Here is a 19,051-nt window from a genome sequence, read left to right on the forward strand (position 1 = left end):
GCTCTCAGGAGCCGCCCCGGCTCAGAGCGCAGGAGTTCGAGCCCATCGTCGGCGCGGCCCCGCTGGAGACCACGATGCCGAACGGCACGTCGTGGCACGCCACGCCCCCGATCCATCCACCCGATTCGCCGCCGAGGATGACGGCCGCGGTGGTCGCGCCGCCGATGTCCATCCCGTCCACCGTAGGAGCCGCCGAATCGTCCGTCTGGAGCGCCACGGAGCCGCCGCTCGCGGTGCTCGACAACAGCGTCGGCGAGGCGGTGCCGGCGATCGCGACCCCGACCGTGTTGTCGGCGAACGTGCTCGAGCGCACCGAGCCGCTGGTCGCGTCCATGAACAGCAGGCCCACCTCGCCGTTGCCGGAGAATCGGGAGGCTTCGATGCTCACGCGGTGACGGCCGGTCACCGCGAGGCCCGCCCACGCATTCCGCTCGAACAGGGTGTCGGTGACCTCGAGCGTGGTCTGCTCGCCGGTGACGTCCTCGGCGCCGGCGGACAGGTACACGCCGGCACCGCCGATGCCCTCCGCGATGGTGGCGCCCGCCACCCGCGCGCCGCTCAGCACGAGCGACGCCCACGGACCGGCGACGACGGCCGATGCGGGATCGGGACCCGCGACCTCGACCGTCATGTCGACGACCTTCACCAGACCGGTCGCGGCGATCAGGACGGCGGCGTCGGACGCCGAGGAGCGCAGGACGGTGGCGTCCCGGCCGGCGCCGCGCAGCGTCACGCCGTCGAGGAGGACGATGGTGTCGTCCGCCTCGACCGTCCCGGCCGGCAATACGAGGGTTCCGCCCTCGGGGATCTGCGCGACGACCTCGGCGAGATCCTCGCCCGCCTCCAGCGTGCGCTCCGTCGTGTCGGCGGGGATCCGCCCGAGCAGCGTCGCCGAGACCCGGCGCCAGACGGCGGTCGCGATCGCGCCTTCAGGACGCACCTCGTCAAGCCCTGTCTGCAGTTCGTCGTCGAACCGGTCGGCGTCGCAGCCGAGGCGTTCGCGTGTCTCGCGCGCCGCGGCGACCGCCGCGGAGAGCGGGTCTCCGGACCCGTCGGTGTCGGGGGTTGCGCTCGGCAGCGGCTCCGGCGAGGCCGTCATCGATCCGTCGGGGCCGAGCGGCCCTTCGTAGCCGGCCACGACGTCTGCGACCGCGTCGGAGACGGCGGCGGCCGCCGCGTCGCATTCCGCCAGACGGGTGTCTTCGGTCGGCGACGGACCGGGCGTCTCCGCGGCGGTGCACCCGGAGAGCAGCACGACCAGGCCCAGGACGGCGGCGGCACGCGGCAGCATCACATTGCGGAGCCTAGCGGCATGCCCGACGCGCGACCCGCGCCACCCGCGGCTCCGTGCCGCGCGATCCGACGGGTGCGCAGGGATAATTGACCCGTGCCCACCTACCGCGATGAAGTCGTGGTCCTGCGCACCCACAAGCTGGGGGAGGCCGACAGGATCGTGACGATGCTCAGCCGCCGTCACGGCAAGCTGCGCGCCGTCGCCAAGGGGGTGCGGCGCACGTCGTCGCGGTTCGGCGCACGCCTCGAGCCCTTCATGGTCGCCGATGTGCAGCTGTACCAGGGGCGCTCGCTCGACATCGTCCAGCAGGCCGAATCGCTCGGCTCCTACGGCGCCGAGATCGTCGCCCACTACGACCGGTACACCTCCGCTCACGCCATGGTCGAGGCGGCCGATCGCCTCAACGAGGCCGAGGCGACGCCCCAGCAGTACCTGCTCCTCGTCGGAGGACTTCGCGCCCTCTCACGCGGCGAGCATGCCTCGCGGAGCGTCCTGGACTCGTATCTGCTCCGTGCGATGGCGCTGTCGGGCTGGGCGCCCGGCCTCGGCGAGTGCGCGCTCTGCGGACGCCGCGGCCCCCATGACACGTTCGTCGCCCAGCAGGGCGGCATCGTCTGCCGCGACTGCGCTCCCACCGGCGCCGCCCGCGTCGACGCCGCCACGGTGTCGCTCCTGCAGTCGCTGATGGCGGGGGAGTGGGACGTGGTGGATGCCGCGTCCCCGGGGTCGACCGCCGCCGCCTCGGGTCTCATCGCGGCATACGCGCAGTGGCACCTCGAACGCGGCATCCGTTCGCTCTCCCATGTCTCGGCAGCCCCGCAGGAAGGCACCAGGTGACCCCGAAGCCCTACACGCACCGCGACGCGGTGCCGTACCGCCCGCTCGACTGGACCGGCGTCTACCCGCCGGAGTACCCCCGCGGTGCCGTGCCGAACCATGTGGCCATCGTGATGGACGGCAACGGCCGCTGGGCCAATCGCCGGGGTCTCACCCGCATCGAGGGGCACAAGGCGGGCGAGGCCGCACTGCTGGACGTCGTGGCCGGCGCGATCCAGGCGGGCGTGAAGCATCTGTCGGTCTACGCGTTCTCGACCGAGAACTGGTCGCGCTCGCCCGACGAGGTGCGCTTCCTCATGGGCTACAACCGCGACGTGCTCCACCGTCGGCGCGATCAGCTCAACGAGTGGGGCGTGCGCATCCAGTGGGCCGGCCGCAAGCCGCGCCTCTGGGGGAGCGTCATCAAGGAGCTGCAGTTCGCGGAGCAGCTGACGACCGGCAACGACGTGCTGACCCTCACGATGTGCGTGAACTACGGCGGCCGCATCGAGCTCGTCGATGCGATGCGCTCTATCGCCGACGACGTCGCGGCGGGCCGGCTGAAGCCCTCGGCGGTGTCGGAGAAGCTGATCCAGCGACGCCTCTACCGCCCGGACATGCCGGATGTCGACCTGTTCCTGCGGTCGAGCGGCGAGCAGCGCACGTCGAACTTCCTGCTGTGGGAATCGGCGTACGCGGAGTTCGTGTTCCTCGACACGCTGTGGCCCGACTTCACGCGAGAGGACCTGTGGCACGGCATCGACGCGTACCTCGGCCGCGATCGCCGATTCGGCGGCGCCGTGGACGCCCCCGACGCCGCCACATCCTGATCTCACGCCTGCGTCCGACGGGGTATCCAGCGAGCCCTCGCGCCCTCATCATTGACGTGGGCCGCGCATGCGGCCGGTCAGGAGGCGCGTCATGGCGCTGTCAGGGCCTCGGGTGGGCCTCGCCGCGATCCTGAGCCTCGTCGCGGCCTTCGCCCTGACGGGATGCGGGACGCCGGTGACCACCGAGGACGCGGGACCCACCACGTCGGCGAGCCCTTCCGCGTCCGCGGAGCCCACCGACGAGGTCACTGCCGAAGGGGAGACCGACACCGGCGGCGAGGACCAGGGGCAGGCGGATTCCGACGGCGGAGAGGATCCCACCCAGGATCGCGTCCGCACCGGCCCCGTCGCCCAGTACGGCGGACCCGCCTACGGCGATCAGGGCACCGCCGAGGTGCTCGAGTCGGGGGTCTGGTGCAAGACCATCGCGGTGTTCTGGGGCGGCGACGCGGTGCCGGACGGCGTCAGCTTCACGTTCGAGAACGCGGTGACCGATAAGCCCGGCCTGCGGGTCGACGGCGGGGTCTGCGGAACCCGCGGCGCGGACCGCTCCTGCCTCGGCATGCTCGTCGCGGCGAACGAGTCCGGCATCTTCTGCAGCCTCGTCCTCCGCCCCGGCGGCGACTTCCAGGACGGCACCGCCATCACCTTCCGCGGCACGCTCGAGTGCCCGACCGCCCAGATCTGCGACGAGGTCGCGGCGCGCGAGGTCGACCCCGGACCCCCGATCATCGTCAACGACCCGGAGCCGTCCGCCGAGCAGGACCAGGAGCAGGTCGAGGACCCGGATCAGCAGCAGGAGCCGGAGCCCTCCGACACGCCCACCACTGAGGTGGACGGCTGATGGCAGCTCACCCGCCTGCCGCGTCCCCGCCCGAACCTGCGGCCTCGACAGCCGCGGATGCCGCAGGTCGCGGCACCCCCGCATCCGCCGGGTCCTCCGCATCGACCGCCGACGAGCCGCTCCGGGTCGACCCCGGGCTCGGCTTCGAGAAGTGGATGGGCTTCCTCTCCTCCTTCGTGGCTCCGCTCACCCTGGTCACCGCGCTGCTCTTCTACTTCGGCTATGTGTCGACGCGCGAGTTCTTCCGGTACTTCGGCGTCGACGTCGACATCATCGGGCTGAGCTCGCAGGAGTTCGTGATGCGCAGCCCCGGTGCGCTGTTCATCCCGGTGATGGTCCTCACCCTGCTCGCCGCCGCCGCGATCCTCGGCCATCGCGCCCTGCGGAAGTGGCTGCTGACAAAGGAGCGCCCGGCGCAACGGCGTGTGATCGCCATCCTCGCCTGGACCGGGATCGGCTTCATCCTCGCGGGCCTCGTCCTGGCCTTCCTCGTGCCGTTCCTGCCGGGATGGACGTACGGCCAGCTCCTGACCCCGTTGTTCCTCGCGATCGGCGCGGGGCTCGCGGCCTACGCCTCGGCCACCGTGCGCGCCCTCGACCGCTCGAGCGGCGGGCGCGGCGTCGTCGTGCTCCTCGTCCTCGTGATGATCGCCGGCACGTTCTGGTCGACGGCGACCATCGCGCAATGGTGGGGCCTCGGTCAGGCCCGCTCCCTCGCCGCCGACCTCACGACGCTCCCCGCCGTCGTGCTCGACACCCCCGAGCGGCTCTATCCGGGCAACGACGCCATCACCTTCCAGCAGCTCGGGGACGAGGCATCCGTCGAAGATCCCGCAGCCGCGCCGCAGACGTTCGCGTACCGATACTTCGGGCTGAGGCTGCTCGCGCAGGGCGGCGGGCGCCTCTACCTCGTGCCCGACACGTGGTCGCCGGATGCCTCGACCCTGGTGGTGCCGTACGACGACGTGCGGGTGCGGTTCCGGTTCGTGCCCGACGCCGATCCGCCCGTTCCCTGAGCATCCGCACCGGACCGACGCATTCGGCGGAATAGATGCGCGGACGCGCGCGGTTGTCCTCAGCATGACGGACGCCATCAAGATCGACGTGTGGAGCGACATCGCCTGCCCCTGGTGCTACATCGGCAAGCGCAACCTCGAGAACGGACTGGCCGCGGCATCCGCGGACGACGACGCCCCCGCCGTGGAGGTGACGTACCACTCGTTCGAGCTGTCGCCCGATACGCCCGTCGATTTCGAGGGCGACGAGCTCGACTTCCTCGCGAAGCACAAGGGCATGCCGCGCGCCCAAGTGCAGCAGATGCTCGAGCGCGTGACCGGCGTCGCCGCCGACGCGGGCCTCGAGTACCGGTTCGACCTCCTCAAGCACACCAACACCGTGAAGGCCCACGAGCTCCTGCACTTCGCGAAGGAGCAGGGCCGCCAGCACGAGCTCACCGAGCGCCTCATGGCCGCGTACTTCACCGAAGGACGCCACCTCGGGCGACAGGACGAACTGGTCGACCTCGCCACCGATGCCGGGCTCGACGCCGACGCCGCCCGCGAGGCCCTCGAGAGCGGCCGCTACCTCGACGCGGTGCGCGCCGACCAGGCGCAGGCCGCGGCCTACGGCATCAACGGGGTGCCGTTCTTCGTGATCGACGGCAAGTACGGCGTGTCGGGTGCCCAGCCCGCTGAGGCGTTCGCGCAGATCGTGCGGCAGGTGTGGTCCGAGAACCGCGAGCCCGCCGACGTCGACGTCTGAACCCTTCAACGAGAACGGGCCCGCCGCGATTCGTCGCGGCGGGCCCGTCTGATGTCTGCGGGGTCAGCGAGGCAGGTTCGCCTCGATGACCTCGACGATCGCCGGGTCGTCGGGCTTGACGTTCGGACGGAAGCGGTGGATGCCGCCCTCCGGCGTCAGGACGAACTTCTCGAAGTTCCAGACGATCGGGCCTTTCTTGCCCTCGGCATCGCGCGACTTCTTCAGCGCCTTGTAGACCGGAGCGGCGCCGGGGCCGTTGACCCGGACCTTGTCGAAGACGGGGAACGTCACACCCCACGTGACCGAGCAGTACTCGAGGATCTCGTCCATCGACCCCGGCTCCTGCCCCATGAACTGGTTGCAGGGGAAGCCCAGCACCGTGAAGCCGCGGTCGGCGTACGCCCGCTGCAGCTGCTCGAGCTGCTCGTACTGCGGAGTCAGGCCGCATTTCGACGCGACGTTGACGACGAGGAGCACCTGGTCGCCGTACTCGGAGAGGGTCGCGGTGCCGCCGTCGGCGGTCGTGAAGGGGATCTCGCGCAGGTCGGTGATCGTGGCCTCGGTCATCCCCCCAGGCTAAGCCCTGTGCACAGGGGTGCGGCCGTTCAGCCAAGGGACGGATTCCTGTAAGAGAATGGAACGCGTGACTACTGCCCTCGCCCCTGCGCCGACGCTGCGCATCGGGCCCATCGAACTCGACGCCCCCGTGGTGCTCGCGCCGATGGCGGGCATCACCAACACCGCATTCCGGCGCCTCTGCCGCGAGTACGGGGCCGGCCTCTACGTCAGCGAGATGATCACGACGCGCGCCCTCGTCGAGCGCAATGCGACGACGATGCGCCTGATCACGCACCACGAGTCCGAGACCCCTCGCTCGATCCAGCTCTACGGCGTCGATCCCGCGACGACCGAGGCCGCCGTGCGCCTCCTCGTCGAAGAGGATCGCGCCGATCACATCGACCTGAACTTCGGGTGCCCCGTCCCCAAGGTCACCCGCAAGGGCGGGGGAGCGGCCCTCCCGTGGAAGCTCGGCTTGTTCCGCGACATCGTCACCCGCGCCGCCCGCGCCGCCGGTGACATCCCCCTCACGGTGAAGATGCGCAAAGGCATCGACGCCGACCACCTCACCTATCTCGACGCCGGACGCATCGCCGAGGACGCCGGCGTGGCCGCCGTCGCCCTGCACGCCCGCACCGCGTCGGAGTTCTACTCCGGCCAGGCGGACTGGTCAGCGATCGCGCGGCTCAAAGAGACCGTCACCAGCGTCCCGGTGCTCGGCAACGGCGACATCTGGTCGGCCGACGACGCCGTGCGCATGATGGACGAGACCGGGTGCGACGGCGTCGTCGTCGGTCGCGGCTGCCTCGGGCGTCCGTGGCTGTTCGGCGATCTCGCCCGCGCGCTCGGCGGCCCCGGCGCCGCACCGGCTGAGCCGGTCGACGCGACCCTCGGTTTCGTCTCGCGCGCGTTCCGCCGCCACGCCGAGCTGCTCGTCGAGTTCTTCGAGGACGAGGACCGCGGCTGCCGCGACATCCGCAAGCACGTCGCGTGGTACTTCAAGGGCTACCCGGTGGGCGGCGAGCTCCGCGCGAGCCTCGCCACCGCATCGAGCCTCGCCGAGATCGACGACCTGCTCGCCACCCTCGATGCCGACGCCCCGTACCCGGGTGCGGCGGCCGAAGGTCAGCGAGGGCGCGCCGGCACCCCGAAGCGTCCCGCGCTGCCCGACCGCTGGCTCGAGTCGCGCGAGCTCAGCGCCGAGGCCACCACCGCCATCGCCGAAGCGGAACTCGACCACAGTGGCGGGTGACCTGGCCGGCGCGTCCGAGCGCCCGATGGGCTATGACGACGCCGATGCCGCCCGCTTCCATGCCGAGCGCCACCGCTCCCAGCGCGACGACTTCGCGCGCGACCGTGCGCGTGTGCTGCACTCGGCCGCGCTGCGCCGTCTGGCCGCGAAGACCCAGGTGCTGAGTCCTGCGAGCCCCGCGGACTTCGCACGGAATCGCCTCACCCACTCGCTCGAGGTCGCCCAGGTCGGTCGCGAGCTGGCGACGGCCCTCGACCTCGCCGCGGACGTCGTCGACACCGCCTGCCTCAGCCACGATCTCGGGCACCCTCCGTTCGGCCACAACGGCGAACGGGCCATGAACGAGTGGGCCGAGGACTTCGGCGGCTTCGAGGGCAACGCGCAGACCCTGCGCATCCTCACGCGGCTCGAGCCGAAGGTGGTCGACGCCGACGGGCGCAGCTTCGGCCTCAACCTCACGCGGGCGAGCCTCGACGCCGCCTGCAAGTACCCGTGGACGGTCGACCACCCGCTGCCCGATCCCGGCGGTCGGCTCAAGTTCGGCGTCTACCCCGAAGACGAAGAGGTGTTCCGCTGGGTGCGCGAGGGCGCACCCGGCCGGCTCCGCTGCATCGAGGCCGAGGTCATGGACCTCTCCGACGACATCGCCTACTCGGTCCACGACTTCGAGGACGCGGTCGTCAACGGCTACCTCGACCCGGCGCGCCTGGTCGACCCGCGCGAGCACGAGTGGCTCCTCACCGCGATCCAGTCCTGGGTCGGCTTCGACTTCGCCCGAGACGAGCTCGAGGACGCGCTGTTCCGACTCACCCGCATGCCGGAGTGGATCGATTCCTTCGACGGCACGCGTGCGGCGCTTGCGCGGCTCAAGAACCTCACCTCCGACCTCATCGGCCGCTTCGCGCGCGCCGCGACGACGGCGACACGCGAGTCGTACGCGACGTCCGTGCTCACCCGGTACCGCGGCCACCTCATCGTGCCCCGCATCGTCGAGGCCGAGATGGCGGTGCTCAAGGGCATCATCGGCGCGGCGGTCGTGTCGATCGAAGGGCGCAAGGACCTCTACAAGGAGCAGCGACGCGTCCTCAAGCGCCTCGCGACGGCGCTGTGGGAGCACCCCGACGCGCTCGACGCGCTGCACGCCGAGGACTTCGGGGCGGCCGACACGGATGCTGCGCGCCGCCGTGTGGTCGTCGACCAGGTCGCCAGCCTCACCGATCAGCTCGCGATCGCGTGGCACGGGTCGCTCGTCGGACCTGTGGACGCAGCATCCGTCGGCGTCTGGGCTCCGGGCGCACGGCCCATGGACACGGCCTCCCGCGCCTTCCGCGCGTCCGAGGCCCGCTGATGGCGGGGCGGATCCGCCAGGCGGACGTCGACGAGGTCAAGGCGCGCACGAACATCGCCGACATCATCGGAGAGCGGGTCGCGCTCAAGTCCGCCGGCGTGGGTTCGATGAAGGGGCTCTGCCCGTTCCACGACGAGCGCAGTCCGAGCTTCAACGTGCGGCCCCAGGCCGGCTTCTACCACTGCTTCGGCTGCGGCGAGTCCGGGGACGTGTACTCGTTCCTGCGTGCGATGGACCACGTGACGTTCACCGAGGCCGTCGAGCGCCTGGCAGGCCGCATCGGCTACTCCCTCCACTACGAGGACGGCGGTGCCGCCCCCGAGCACACGGGTCGCGCCCGCCTGTACGCGGCCAACGCTGCGGCCGCGGAGTTCTTCCGCGCCCAGCTCATGACACCCGAGGCCGACATCGCCCGACGCTTCCTCGGTCAGCGCGGCTTCGACGCCGGCGCTGCCGCCCACTTCGGCGTCGGATTCGCCCCGAAGGGGTGGGAGGGCATGACCAAGGCGCTGCGCACCCAGGGCTTCACCGACGAGGAGCTCTCGTCCGCGGGCCTCGTGTCGCAGGGACAGCGCGGCGTGTACGACCGCTTCCGCGGGCGCGTGGTCTGGCCCATCCGCGATGTGACCGGTCAAGTGATCGGATTCGGTGCGCGGAAGCTCTTCGACGACGACAACGGCCCGAAGTACCTGAACACGCCCGAGACGACGATCTACAAGAAGGCGCAGGTGCTCTACGGGCTCGACCTCGCCAAGCGCGAGGTGTCGCGCCAGCACCAGGTCGTCGTGGTCGAGGGCTACACCGACGTGATGGCGTGCCACCTCGCGGGCATCACGACCGCGATCGCGACGTGCGGCACGGCGTTCGGCTCCGACCACATCACGGTGCTCCGGCGCGTGATGGGCGACGACTCCACGGCCGGCGAGGTCGTGTTCACCTTCGACCCGGATGCCGCCGGACAGAAGGCGGCGCTGCGCGCCTTCGCCGACGCCAAGCGGTTCAACGCGCAGACCTACGTCGCCACGGGTCCGGAAGGACTCGACCCGTGCGACCTGCGCCTCGCGCGCGGCGACGGCGCCGTGCGGGCGCTCCTCGAGACGAAGGTGCCGATGGTCGAGTTCGTGCTCGACCAGCGCATCTCGGGCTACGACCTGCGCAGCGTCGAGGGGCGCGTCGGCGCCCTTCGCACCGCCGCACCGGTCGTCGCGGAGCTGCGCGATCCGCTGCTGCAGCCGGAGTACGTGCGGGTGCTGGCGAGACGGCTCGGCATGGACACCGAGGACGTCCGCCGGGAAGTCGAGCGTGCGGGCCGCAGCGGCGCGGGCGGCCGGCGCGACGCCGCGCCCGGCGCGGCAGAGCCCGCGGAGCCGCCGGTCGACGACGGCGCTCTGCGCGTCACGCTCGCGACTCTGCCGCGCACGCCGGAGGTCGGGCTGGAGCAGGGCGCCGTGATGGGCGTGCTGCAGTTCGGCCATCGCATGGACCCGTCGCTCGTCGCGCGCGCCCTCGACCTGCCGTTCCGGCACCCGGCCCTCGATGCCGTGCGCATCGCCGTGCGCGACGCCACCGGAATGCAGCGGCCCGGCTGGGCCGTGGATGCCGTCGCCACCGTGCGCGAGCCCTACCGGTCGCTCGCAGCCGAGCTGCTCGCCGCCGATTTCCCGGCGCTGAGCGACGACGAGGCGGTCTCTTCGGCGAGCGACCTCGCGCGCCGGCTGGTGATGCGCGGGTTCGACCGCGAGAAGGCGGAGCTGCTCGGAGCGATCCAGCGCGTGCCCGCGGAGTCGGAGGAGGGCCGCACCATCCGGCTGCGCCTGCGTGAGCTCGACGCCCAGCGTCAGGCCCTCGCTGACGAGGCCTCCTGATCCGGTTCCGTCGGCTGGCGTCGACGCCGGTCAGCGGGCAGGATGAGGATATGGCTCACCGGCGAGATGCGGATGTCGCGATCGACTGCTCGGATCTGTCGATCGCCCGTTCGGGTCGTGGTGCTCCGGCGCAGCGCGTCGTGGACGGCGTGTCGTTCAGACTGCCGCACGGCGGCATCCTGGCACTGATGGGCCCGACGGGCTCCGGTAAGTCGTCGCTCGCCGCGGTGCTGGCAGGCGCCGACGAGCCCGGTCTCGCCGTCGTGGGCGGACGCGGCATCGTCGAAGGCGTGGCGGTACGGCGTCCCGGCCGCGACCACCGCTACCTCACGTACTACGCCGGCTACGTCCCGCAGGCCGCGGGCGCACATCTTCCGGCCCGCCTCACGGTCGCCGAGGTGATCGGCGAGCCGATCACCAGTCGCGACCGGCACGTCAGCGCACGGGCACTCGCTGTGCGGGTGGCGTCACTGCTCGACGAGCTCATGCTGCCCCTCGGCGCGGCGCCCAAGTACCCGTACGAGCTCAGCGCGGGCATGCGCCAGCGTGTGGCGCTCGCCCGGGCCCTCGTGCTCCAGCCTCGCGTGCTGATCGCGGACGAGCCCTTCGCCAACATGGACGTCGAGGTGCGCAAGGCTGCACGCGAGGCGGTGCTCCGACGTCGACGCGAGCTCGACATGGCCGCCCTCGTCGTGACCAACGAGCCGGAGGTCGTGAGCGAGCTGGACGCGGACGTCCTCGTGCTGCGCGCGGGCCACGCCGTCGCCTTCGGGCACGGCACCGAGGATCTGCTGTGGACGCCGGACGGACAGGCCGATCGACGCGTCGTCAACTCTTGATCGGGTGCATGTGGTCATGAGCACGCCCTGAGCTTTGCTAGTATGAACTGGTTGCCCGCACGAGAGTGCGGCACATTCCTCCATAGCTCAATTGGCAGAGCAATCGGCTGTTAACCGATAGGTTCTTGGTTCGAGTCCAAGTGGGGGAGCGAAAGCCTCGGGGCTCCACCCCCGAGGCTTTCTTCGTCTCCGGGGATCACATCGAGGAGTGCACATGGCGGCTCGCGCCAAGCCTTCGCCGCGTCTGGCCATCGAGGGCGGGGTTCCTGCACCGGCGCCCGTCTATCGCTCCGTCCCCCTTCTGATCGCGCTCGCCGTGTTCGGCGTCGCCGTGCTGTGGGTCGGGCTCGTGGTGCTGTTCGGCGGGGATCCCTGGATGTTCCCGGTCTCGGCACCCGCGCCCTGGCTCTTCCTCGCGCTCGTGCCGTCGATCATCGCGATCCTGCTGGCGGTCCGGGGAATCGCGCTGTGGTCGCTGCTGTCCGCCGTGGCGAGCCTCTGGCTCGTTCCCACGGGCATCGCCACGCTCGCCGTCGTCCTGGTCGCCCTCTGGTCCGTGCGAGGCATCCGCCGGCAGTGGGCCGCCCACGATCTCGACTCCGTGATCGCCACGGCTGCCGCGCACGACCTCCCGGTGCTCGTCGTGCAGCATGTCGCGGGCAAGCCGGGTGCGCGCAAGCGCACCGACACCACGCAGGTGCAGGTGCGCGACGTCGACACCGGAGAACTCTCCACCGCTCGCGTGTGGGGCCCGATGCGCATCGGCACGACGCTGGTGCGGCAGGGCATGAACGTCATCGCCCAGGCGCCTCCCGGAGCAGATGCGGAGCTGCGCCGATGGGTCGAGCGCCAGAACCGCCGCGACGACACATCCGCGACGTGACCCGAGCCGTGGGGCCGTGTGCGATCATTCGACGATGGCGCACACCCGCCCGGCGATCCTCACCCGCGGTCTGATCTCGCTCGCGGTCGGTGTCGTCGCCGGTTTCGCGGTCACGCCGTTCCTGGGCCTCGCGGCCGGCCTCCTCGCGGGCTGGGCGGCGCTGTCGCTCACGACCCTGCTCCTCATCGTCCCGAACATCTGGAGGATGGATGCCGCGCAGACGCGCGCGCATGCCACCGCGGAGGACCCGGGGCGCCGCCTCGCACGCCTGATCTCGCTCACCGGCAGCGTCGCGAGCCTCGCTGCGGTCGCCGTCGTGATCGTCCAGGCGCGGCACGCCGACGAGCTGACGTCGTTCCTGCTCGCGGGAATCGCCGTGGTGGCGGTCGCCGCGTCGTGGGGCCTCATCCAGATGGACTACATGCTCCGGTACGCGCACCTGTACTACTCGGAGCCGATCGGCGGCATCGCCTTCAATCAGCGCGAGGACCCGATGTACACCGACTTCGCCTACTTCTCGGTGGGGCTCGGCATGACGTATCAGGTCGCGGACACCAACGTGTCGCAGAACGTGATCCGCCGCACCGTGATCGCGCAGACGCTGCTGGCGTACCTCTTCGGTGCGGTGATCCTCGCGACGGTGATCAACCTCGTCGCCGGCCTCGGCGGCTGACGAGGCGCCGGGGCCGGCGCCTCAGGCGTCGATGTGGTCGACGCCCGGGGTCCACGCGCTTCCGGGACGCCCCCAGCCGCGCTTGCGCGCGAGCTTCTGCACGGTCTTCCAGTCGCCGTCGTCGAGGCGATCGACGTAGAGGATGCCGTCGAGATGGTCGAACTCGTGCTGCATGATGCGCGCCCGCCACCCGTCGACCTGGATGCGGACGGGGTCGCCCTCGAGGTCCGTGCCGGTCACCAGCACTTCGTCCGACCGGCGCAGCGGGAACCGCTCGCCGGGGAACGAGAGGCATCCCTCGGACTCCTCGTCGGGGTCGGGCGCACCCGGCTCGAGCGGCCTCATCCAGAGCTCGGGGTTGATGATCACACCGCGCCACGGCGCACCGTCTTCGTCGGCGTAGTTGTACGTGTAGATGCGCAGCGGCACCCCGACCTGCGGGGCCGCGAGGCCCACGCCGGGTGCGGCATCCATCGTCTCGAACATGTCGGCGACCAGGGTGCGGATCTCGTCCGTGATCTCTTCGACGGCGGACGCGGGGGAGTGCAGGACGGGATCGCCCATGATGCGAATCGGGAGAACAGCCACGCCTTGAGCCTATCGACCGGCGCCTGCGGCTAGTGTCGATGTGTGGTGTGGACGGCGGTTGAGCTCGAGGACGTAGGCGATCAGCTCGTCGGCGCGTTCCAGAATCCCGGAATCCTCATCGGCATCCCGCTGGCCCTGCTCGGCGCGATCTTCATGTCGTTCGGCGCGCAGTACCAGCACCGCGGAGTGACGAAGGTCGAGCGTCTCTACGGCTCGCAGGGGAGCGGAGGGCTGGGCGCGAACCACCTGCTGAAGCTCCTCTCGCGACCGTCCTGGGTGATCGGGACCGTCATGCTGGGGCTCGCGATCGCGTGCCAGCTCTCGGCGCTCGCGTTCGCGCCGCTCATCGTGGTGCAGCCCCTGGGGGCGATCGCCCTCGTGATCACGACGCTGCTGAACGCCCAGATCAGCGGGCACAAGCCGACCAGACGCTCGCTGACCGCGATCGGCGCCTGCGTGGGCGGCATCTTCATCTTCGTCACCATCGCGGCGCTGTTCGCGACGGAGAAGCCGGTGTCGAACGGCCAGCTCATCACGATCCTGGTGATGCTCGGGATCGTCACCGTCGTCTTCGCGGGTCTGTGGATCTGGCTGCGGTCGCGCATGGGCGCGCTCTTCTACATCATCGCCGCCGGCGTCATCTACGGCTTCGTCGCGACGCTCGCCAAGGTCGTGATCGTGCGCATCCAGTCGCAGGACTTCAACTGGCTCACCTTCACGTGCCTCGCCGCGCTCATCGCGGGCGCCATCGTCGGCGCCTACTTCGTGCAGAACGCGTACGCCTCCGGGCCGCCCGACCTCGTCGTCGCCGGCCTCACCGTCATCGACCCGATCGTCGCGATCTTCATCGGCCTCACGGTGCTGCAAGAGGCGGCCGGCGCACCGCTCTGGGTCTACATCTCGTTCGCGCTGGTCGGCGCGGTCGCCGTATGGGGCGTGTTCCAGCTCGCCCGCCATCATCCGCAGGTGCTGAGCGAAAGCCAGGAGCTCCCGATCCAGCGGGGGAGCGACGGAGGCGCGGCGGATGCTGCGCACCCGCGCACCGGATCCATCAAGGTGACCGAGGCCGTCGCCAAGGTGTGGCCCGAGCCGCCCGTCAAGGACCGCGCAGACGAGCCCGGGGGCAAGGCAGGCAGGTAGGCTCGTCTCCGCACGCCTGGCGCGCACGGGGCGGTGGCCAAGCTGGTCAAGGCAGCGGGCTCATAACCCGACGATCGTGGGTTCAAGTCCCACCCGCCCTACACATCGAGGTCCGTCGCAACCCACCGGGTTGCGACGGACCTCAGCCTTTCTCAGGCCCCGGATCACGGGTCGATGAGAAATTCGTTCATACCCCTAACTTTCGGAGGGGGACCCAGTGACGCGCGAATGGGTTTGGCTGTAGCGTCAGCGACATCAACTGTCCCTTGGCTCCTGATGGAGGCGAACAATGAAGTTCCTGCAGAGGCTCGGCCGATCGATCATGCTCCCGGTGGCCGTGCTGCCGGTGGCCGCGATCCTGGTCGGCATCAGCAACTGGATCAAAGGCACCATCGGCGGCGGAGTCGTCGTCGACTTCCTCTACACCGCCGGAATCTCCCTGCTGGCGAATCTGGCGCTGCTGTTCGCCGTCGGCATCTCGATCGGCATGGCGAAGAAGAGCGACGGCACGTCCGCGCTCGCGGGCGTGGTGTCCTGGCTGGTCGTGACCACCCTGCTGAAGCCTGAATCCGTGATGCTGTTCATGGGCGTGAACGACGTGAACGAGGTCCCCGCCGCGTTCGCCAACGTCGAGAACGTCTTCGTCGGCATCCTCTGCGGCCTGATCGGCGCGTTCTGCTACGACAGGTTCAAAGACACCAAGCTGCCCGACGCACTGTCGTTCTTCTCCGGCAAGCGCTCGGTGGCCATCGTCACGGCGGGCTTCTCGCTGGTCCTGGCCGCCATCCTGTTCTTCGTCTGGCCGTGGGTCTACGGCGGACTGGTCACGTTCGGCGAGTGGATCTCCTTCCTCGGGCCGCTCGGCGCCGGCATCTACGGATTCCTCAACCGGCTCCTCATCCCGATCGGCCTGCATCATGCCTTGAACTCGGTGTTCTGGTTCGACGTCGCGGGGATCAACGACCTGAACAACTTCCTGGCGGGGACGGGCACGTACGGCGTCACCGGTCAGTACATGACGGGCTTCTTCCCGATCATGATGTTCGGGCTGCCCGGCGCCGCCCTGGCGATGTACCTCACCGCCAAGAGCACGCGCAAGAAGATCACGTACGGCATCCTGCTGTCCGCCGCGATCGCCTCGTTCTTCGTCGGCGTCACGGAACCGCTCGAGTTCTCGTTCATGTTCCTGGCTCCGGTGCTGTACGTGGTGCACGCGGTCTTCACCGGCATCTCGATGGCGATCAGCGCGATCCTCCCGGTCCGGATGGGCTTCGGTTTCTCCGCCGGATTCGTCGACCTCGTGCTCAACTGGACGAACCCGATGGCGCAGAACCCGTGGCTGATCCCGGTCATGGGCGTCTTCTGGTTCTTCATCTACTTCGGGGTGTTCTACTTCTTCATCAAGCGGTTCAACCTCAAGACGCCGGGCCGCGAGGACGACAACATCCTCGAGGAGGGCACCGAGTTCGACCCCCACAACGTCGACCAGAAGTACCTCGTCACCGGCAGCCGCTTCATCGACGCGCTGGGCGGCAAGGAGAACATCCTCGACCTGGACAACTGCGCCACCCGCCTGAGGATGGAGATCAACGACGTCGACAAGGTCGACGAGGCCGCACTGAAGCGCGCCGGCGCCGCCGGCACGATGAAGCCGGGCGGCAAGTCGGTGCAGGTGATCTACGGCACGAACGTCCAGTTCGTGAAGGACGCCATGGAGCAGATCATCACGGGTCAAGCCGAGGCCCCCGTGGTCGCGGCCGAGCCCGCTGCACCCCCGGCCGCCGGAGGCACCGCGGTGCTGACGGACGCGCCGACGACCACCGTCGTCAAGCTGCGCCAGCCGCTCGAGGGCAAGGTCGTGCCGCTCTCGGCCGTTCCGGACCCCACGTTCGCGCAGGGGATCATGGGCCCGGGTGTCGCGATCGAGCCGACCGGCGACACCGTGGTCGCACCCGCTGACGGCACGATCGGTGCCACGTTCGACAGCAGCCACGCGGTGGCGCTCGTCCTCGACGACGGCACCGAGCTGCTGATCCACGTCGGCATCGACACGGTCGGCATGAAGGGCGACGGATTCCAGACCCTCGTCGAGAAGGGCCAGAAGGTCACGGCGGGCACGCCGCTCCTGCGCTTCGACCTCGCGAAGATCCAGGCCGCCGGACACCCCTCGATCACCCCGGTGATCGTGCTCAACAACGAGGACGCCGCCGTCACCTTCGAGTGACGCCCCGGCCACGATGAACGGGACGGATGCCTCGCGCCGAGGCATCCGTCCCGTTCTCACATCGCGTTGCCGATGTAGGAGTACTTCACGAAGACCTCGGGGGCGAGTCCTGCCTCATCGAGCACGCCCTGCACGGCGCTGAGCATGTAGCTGGAGTCCCAGCCCATGTAGAGCGAGTGCTCGTCGTCGAGACGGTCCCACTGGCCGTTCCAGGACTGCGCCGTGTAGACCGGACCACCCCGTCGCGCGCTGTACGCGACGACCGAGTCGCGGGAATCCGCCCACAGCCGCTTGAAGACGCGGTTGAAGAGGTACTTGACGTCGGGCACCTCCCAGTGCTCGCCGCAGTACTCGACGTACGACCACTCCCGGTGCCACCCCGGAGGCCATCCGCGGCGGCGCACCGCGTCGAGGATCGGGGTGAGGCCGTCGTCGTCGATCGCCGGACCCCCCGGACGCTTCCAGACCTCGACGAACCGGCCGGTGAGCTGCGCCGAGCGGTCGCCGATCGCCGCCGTGCCCCAAGACGGGAGCGCGGCGAGCTCGGCGGTGGTGGCGACGGCGCTGCGCGCGTACAGCGCCTGCTTCTCGGGGAACGAGCGATCGAAGGCGCGGAGGGCGAGATCCTCCTCGAGGACCGTGAGGTTGCCGATCGTGTTCGCGAGGGCGCGATGGCTGTTCTGCTCGTCGTCGGTGTACGACGCCCACTCGCGCACCCCGTCGCCCGACCAGCCGTCGCCGGGGGCGAGCGGGAAGATGTGCTCGACGTCGAGGCCGCCCGCGCCGTCGACACCGGCGATCCGGCCGAGGACGTAGGCCGCATGGGGGAGCTCCGAGTACTTCAGTGCCACCGCGATCCGCTCGTCCGACGGCGTGATGCGCGAGATCGCCGACACGAGCGCGCCGGCGCCCTCTTCGCGCGCACGGCAGAGACGCGCGACCAGGCGATCCACGCCGGTGCCGACCACCGCGCGGCGCACGAGCAGCGACTGCACCATCTCGAGCGTGTCGATCAGCTCTTCGCGCCCGAGCGAGCCGAGCTCGAAGTCGCGGTACGCCCGCATCACGAGCGGGTACATGCCCGTGCCGAAAGTGCCGAGGTAGGCGAGGTGACGCGTGATCTCGGCATCCGGCGCCTCCGTCGGCCGCAGCAGGATGCGGTACACGCGGGAGAGCTCCCGCCACTCGTCGGCGTGGCGCAGGAGCCCTTCGAAGTCGAGCCGCGGGAACTCGTGACGGAACGCGTCGTACACGCCGCGGCCGCCGACGACGGTGACCTCCCGACCGGTCCGCATGACGAGGTACTGCCTCCAGAACTCCGCGATCGAATCGCCGGTGTTCTGCTCGATCGCCTGCCAGTAGTCGGCTTCGATCTCCCGCTGCTCGGAGTGGTTGAGACCCATCAGCACGTAGTTGTGGATGAGCTCGTGGTCGCGCAGCGGCTCCCCGGTGGAGTTGAGGCTCTCGAAGATCTGCTGGGCGTTGGCGCCGGCGCCGAGGGTGATCGCCACGTGCTCGAGCTTCTGGAGCCCTCGCCAGATGTGGGGCGCCTCCTCGAGGCTGATCTGACTGCGGAAGAACGCGTAGTTGTCGTCGAACCGCGAATCTCGGTGCTCGCCCGCCGCGAGGGGGAGGTCGAGTACGACGCGCTCGAACACCGAGGCCCACGCGCGGTGCGGGCGCAGCTTCGTACGCGTCGCGTCGTGCGAGTGCACGAGCACCCGCTGCAGCTGATCGGCGAGGTCGGGATCCGCCTCGCGCACGGTGTGATGCAGGGCGGCGACGAGCAGCATGAGCGTCGTCGTCCGCTGCTGCCCGTCGATGAGCACGAGTTCGGCGTCGGATCCCTCGCCGCTCGCGGAAGAGAGGATCGACCCGATGAAATGCATCTGCCGATCGTCGAGATCCGCCACCGCGCGGATGTCGGCGAGGAGCTGTTCGCACCCCCCGATGTCCCACCGGTACTGCCGCTGATACACCGGGACGACGATCGTCCAGTCCGCGGCGGAGAGCCAGCCGATGGTGTTGACAGCAGTGGCATCGACGTTCGTGGCAGTGACCATGGCCCGTCCAGTCTAGGCCGGGCTCCCCGCCACGAAGCGGGCGCACGACGGCCGCCTGTTATTCACGGCGCGG

The 19,051-nt window shown here is 70.2% G+C and carries 17 protein-coding genes and 2 tRNA genes; 15 read left to right on the top strand and 4 right to left on the bottom strand.

The window, feature by feature from the left end:
* Nucleotides 1-4: 4 nt before the first annotated feature.
* Entirely contained in the window at nucleotides 5-1,291 is a 1,287-nt protein-coding gene (locus tag ACFVSU_RS02205) for a right-handed parallel beta-helix repeat-containing protein (protein ID WP_387138690.1), read from the bottom strand.
* A gap of 96 nt (nucleotides 1,292-1,387) precedes the next feature.
* On the opposite strand from ACFVSU_RS02205, the gene recO reads away from it, so the two are divergent.
* From recO to ACFVSU_RS02230, 5 genes are all read left to right on the top strand, one after another.
* Nucleotides 1,388-2,131: a DNA repair protein RecO gene (recO, locus tag ACFVSU_RS02210; RefSeq protein WP_045302667.1), complete on the top strand. Its 744-nt coding sequence runs from the start codon at nucleotides 1,388-1,390 to the stop codon at nucleotides 2,129-2,131.
* Complete coding sequence (locus ACFVSU_RS02215; protein WP_387137412.1) at nucleotides 2,128-2,940, top strand: isoprenyl transferase; 813 nt, start codon at nucleotides 2,128-2,130, stop codon at nucleotides 2,938-2,940. The genes recO and ACFVSU_RS02215 overlap by 4 nt, the downstream gene beginning before the upstream one ends.
* Nucleotides 2,941-3,031: 91 nt before the next feature.
* The gene (locus tag ACFVSU_RS02220; RefSeq protein WP_387137415.1) at nucleotides 3,032-3,784 is read left to right on the top strand and encodes a hypothetical protein; all 753 of its coding nucleotides are present in this window, start codon (nucleotides 3,032-3,034) and stop codon (nucleotides 3,782-3,784) included.
* On the top strand, nucleotides 3,784-4,800 hold the full coding sequence (locus ACFVSU_RS02225; protein ID WP_387137418.1) for a hypothetical protein: 1,017 nt from the start codon (nucleotides 3,784-3,786) through the stop codon (nucleotides 4,798-4,800). Before ACFVSU_RS02220 ends, ACFVSU_RS02225 begins: the two co-directional genes overlap by 1 nt.
* 64 nt (nucleotides 4,801-4,864) lie before the next feature.
* Entirely contained in the window at nucleotides 4,865-5,545 is a 681-nt protein-coding gene (locus ACFVSU_RS02230; protein WP_387137421.1) for a DsbA family protein, read from the top strand.
* A gap of 63 nt (nucleotides 5,546-5,608) precedes the next feature.
* On the opposite strand, the gene ACFVSU_RS02235 is transcribed toward ACFVSU_RS02230, so the two are convergent.
* The gene (locus tag ACFVSU_RS02235) at nucleotides 5,609-6,112 is read right to left on the bottom strand and encodes a glutathione peroxidase (protein ID WP_056367368.1); all 504 of its coding nucleotides are present in this window, start codon (nucleotides 6,110-6,112) and stop codon (nucleotides 5,609-5,611) included.
* A 67-nt stretch (nucleotides 6,113-6,179) separates the two neighbouring features.
* Between ACFVSU_RS02235 and dusB the strand changes: the two genes are divergently transcribed.
* The 7 genes from dusB to ACFVSU_RS02270 all read left to right on the top strand — a co-directional run bounded on the left by dusB (nucleotide 6,180) and on the right by ACFVSU_RS02270 (nucleotide 12,963).
* On the top strand, nucleotides 6,180-7,355 hold the full coding sequence (gene dusB / locus ACFVSU_RS02240; RefSeq protein ID WP_387137423.1) for a tRNA dihydrouridine synthase DusB: 1,176 nt from the start codon (nucleotides 6,180-6,182) through the stop codon (nucleotides 7,353-7,355).
* Entirely contained in the window at nucleotides 7,345-8,703 is a 1,359-nt protein-coding gene (locus ACFVSU_RS02245) for a deoxyguanosinetriphosphate triphosphohydrolase (RefSeq protein WP_387137426.1), read from the top strand. The genes dusB and ACFVSU_RS02245 overlap by 11 nt, the downstream gene beginning before the upstream one ends.
* Nucleotides 8,703-10,568, top strand: a complete 1,866-nt coding sequence (gene dnaG, locus ACFVSU_RS02250; RefSeq protein WP_387137429.1) for a DNA primase — start codon at nucleotides 8,703-8,705, stop codon at nucleotides 10,566-10,568. Before ACFVSU_RS02245 ends, dnaG begins: the two co-directional genes overlap by 1 nt.
* A gap of 50 nt (nucleotides 10,569-10,618) precedes the next feature.
* Nucleotides 10,619-11,407: an ATP-binding cassette domain-containing protein gene (locus ACFVSU_RS02255; protein WP_387137432.1), complete on the top strand. Its 789-nt coding sequence runs from the start codon at nucleotides 10,619-10,621 to the stop codon at nucleotides 11,405-11,407.
* Nucleotides 11,408-11,483: 76 nt separating this feature from the next.
* Nucleotides 11,484-11,556: transfer RNA gene (locus tag ACFVSU_RS02260), tRNA-Asn, on the top strand.
* 65 nt (nucleotides 11,557-11,621) lie between these two features.
* Nucleotides 11,622-12,290 (top strand): hypothetical protein, encoded by a 669-nt coding sequence (locus ACFVSU_RS02265; protein WP_387137435.1) that lies wholly within the window; start codon nucleotides 11,622-11,624, stop codon nucleotides 12,288-12,290.
* 34 nt (nucleotides 12,291-12,324) lie between these two features.
* Nucleotides 12,325-12,963 (top strand): DUF1345 domain-containing protein, encoded by a 639-nt coding sequence (locus tag ACFVSU_RS02270; protein WP_387137438.1) that lies wholly within the window; start codon nucleotides 12,325-12,327, stop codon nucleotides 12,961-12,963.
* Nucleotides 12,964-12,984: 21 nt separating this feature from the next.
* Here the strand turns inward: ACFVSU_RS02270 and def are convergent, their stop codons facing one another.
* Nucleotides 12,985-13,551 carry a peptide deformylase gene (gene def, locus ACFVSU_RS02275; protein WP_387137441.1) on the bottom strand — a complete coding sequence of 189 codons (567 nt, stop codon included), beginning with the start codon at nucleotides 13,549-13,551 and terminating at the stop codon, nucleotides 12,985-12,987.
* A gap of 42 nt (nucleotides 13,552-13,593) precedes the next feature.
* Between def and ACFVSU_RS02280 the strand changes: the two genes are divergently transcribed.
* From ACFVSU_RS02280 to nagE, 3 genes are all read left to right on the top strand, one after another.
* Nucleotides 13,594-14,691, top strand: coding sequence for a DMT family transporter (locus ACFVSU_RS02280; RefSeq protein WP_387137444.1), 1,098 nt, complete (start codon nucleotides 13,594-13,596; stop codon nucleotides 14,689-14,691).
* 27 nt (nucleotides 14,692-14,718) lie between these two features.
* Nucleotides 14,719-14,792 (top strand) — tRNA-Ile (locus ACFVSU_RS02285).
* A gap of 188 nt (nucleotides 14,793-14,980) precedes the next feature.
* Nucleotides 14,981-16,915 (top strand): N-acetylglucosamine-specific PTS transporter subunit IIBC, encoded by a 1,935-nt coding sequence (gene nagE / locus ACFVSU_RS02290; protein WP_387137447.1) that lies wholly within the window; start codon nucleotides 14,981-14,983, stop codon nucleotides 16,913-16,915.
* A gap of 56 nt (nucleotides 16,916-16,971) precedes the next feature.
* Here the strand turns inward: nagE and ACFVSU_RS02295 are convergent, their stop codons facing one another.
* Nucleotides 16,972-18,978, bottom strand: coding sequence for a DUF262 domain-containing protein (locus tag ACFVSU_RS02295; RefSeq protein WP_387137450.1), 2,007 nt, complete (start codon nucleotides 18,976-18,978; stop codon nucleotides 16,972-16,974).
* Nucleotides 18,979-19,051: the final 73 nt, after the last annotated feature.

The sequence above is a fragment of the Microbacterium sp. NPDC058062 genome, from assembly GCF_042885375.1.
In the GTDB taxonomy this organism is placed as follows: Bacteria; Actinomycetota; Actinomycetes; order Actinomycetales; family Microbacteriaceae; genus Microbacterium; species Microbacterium trichothecenolyticum_C.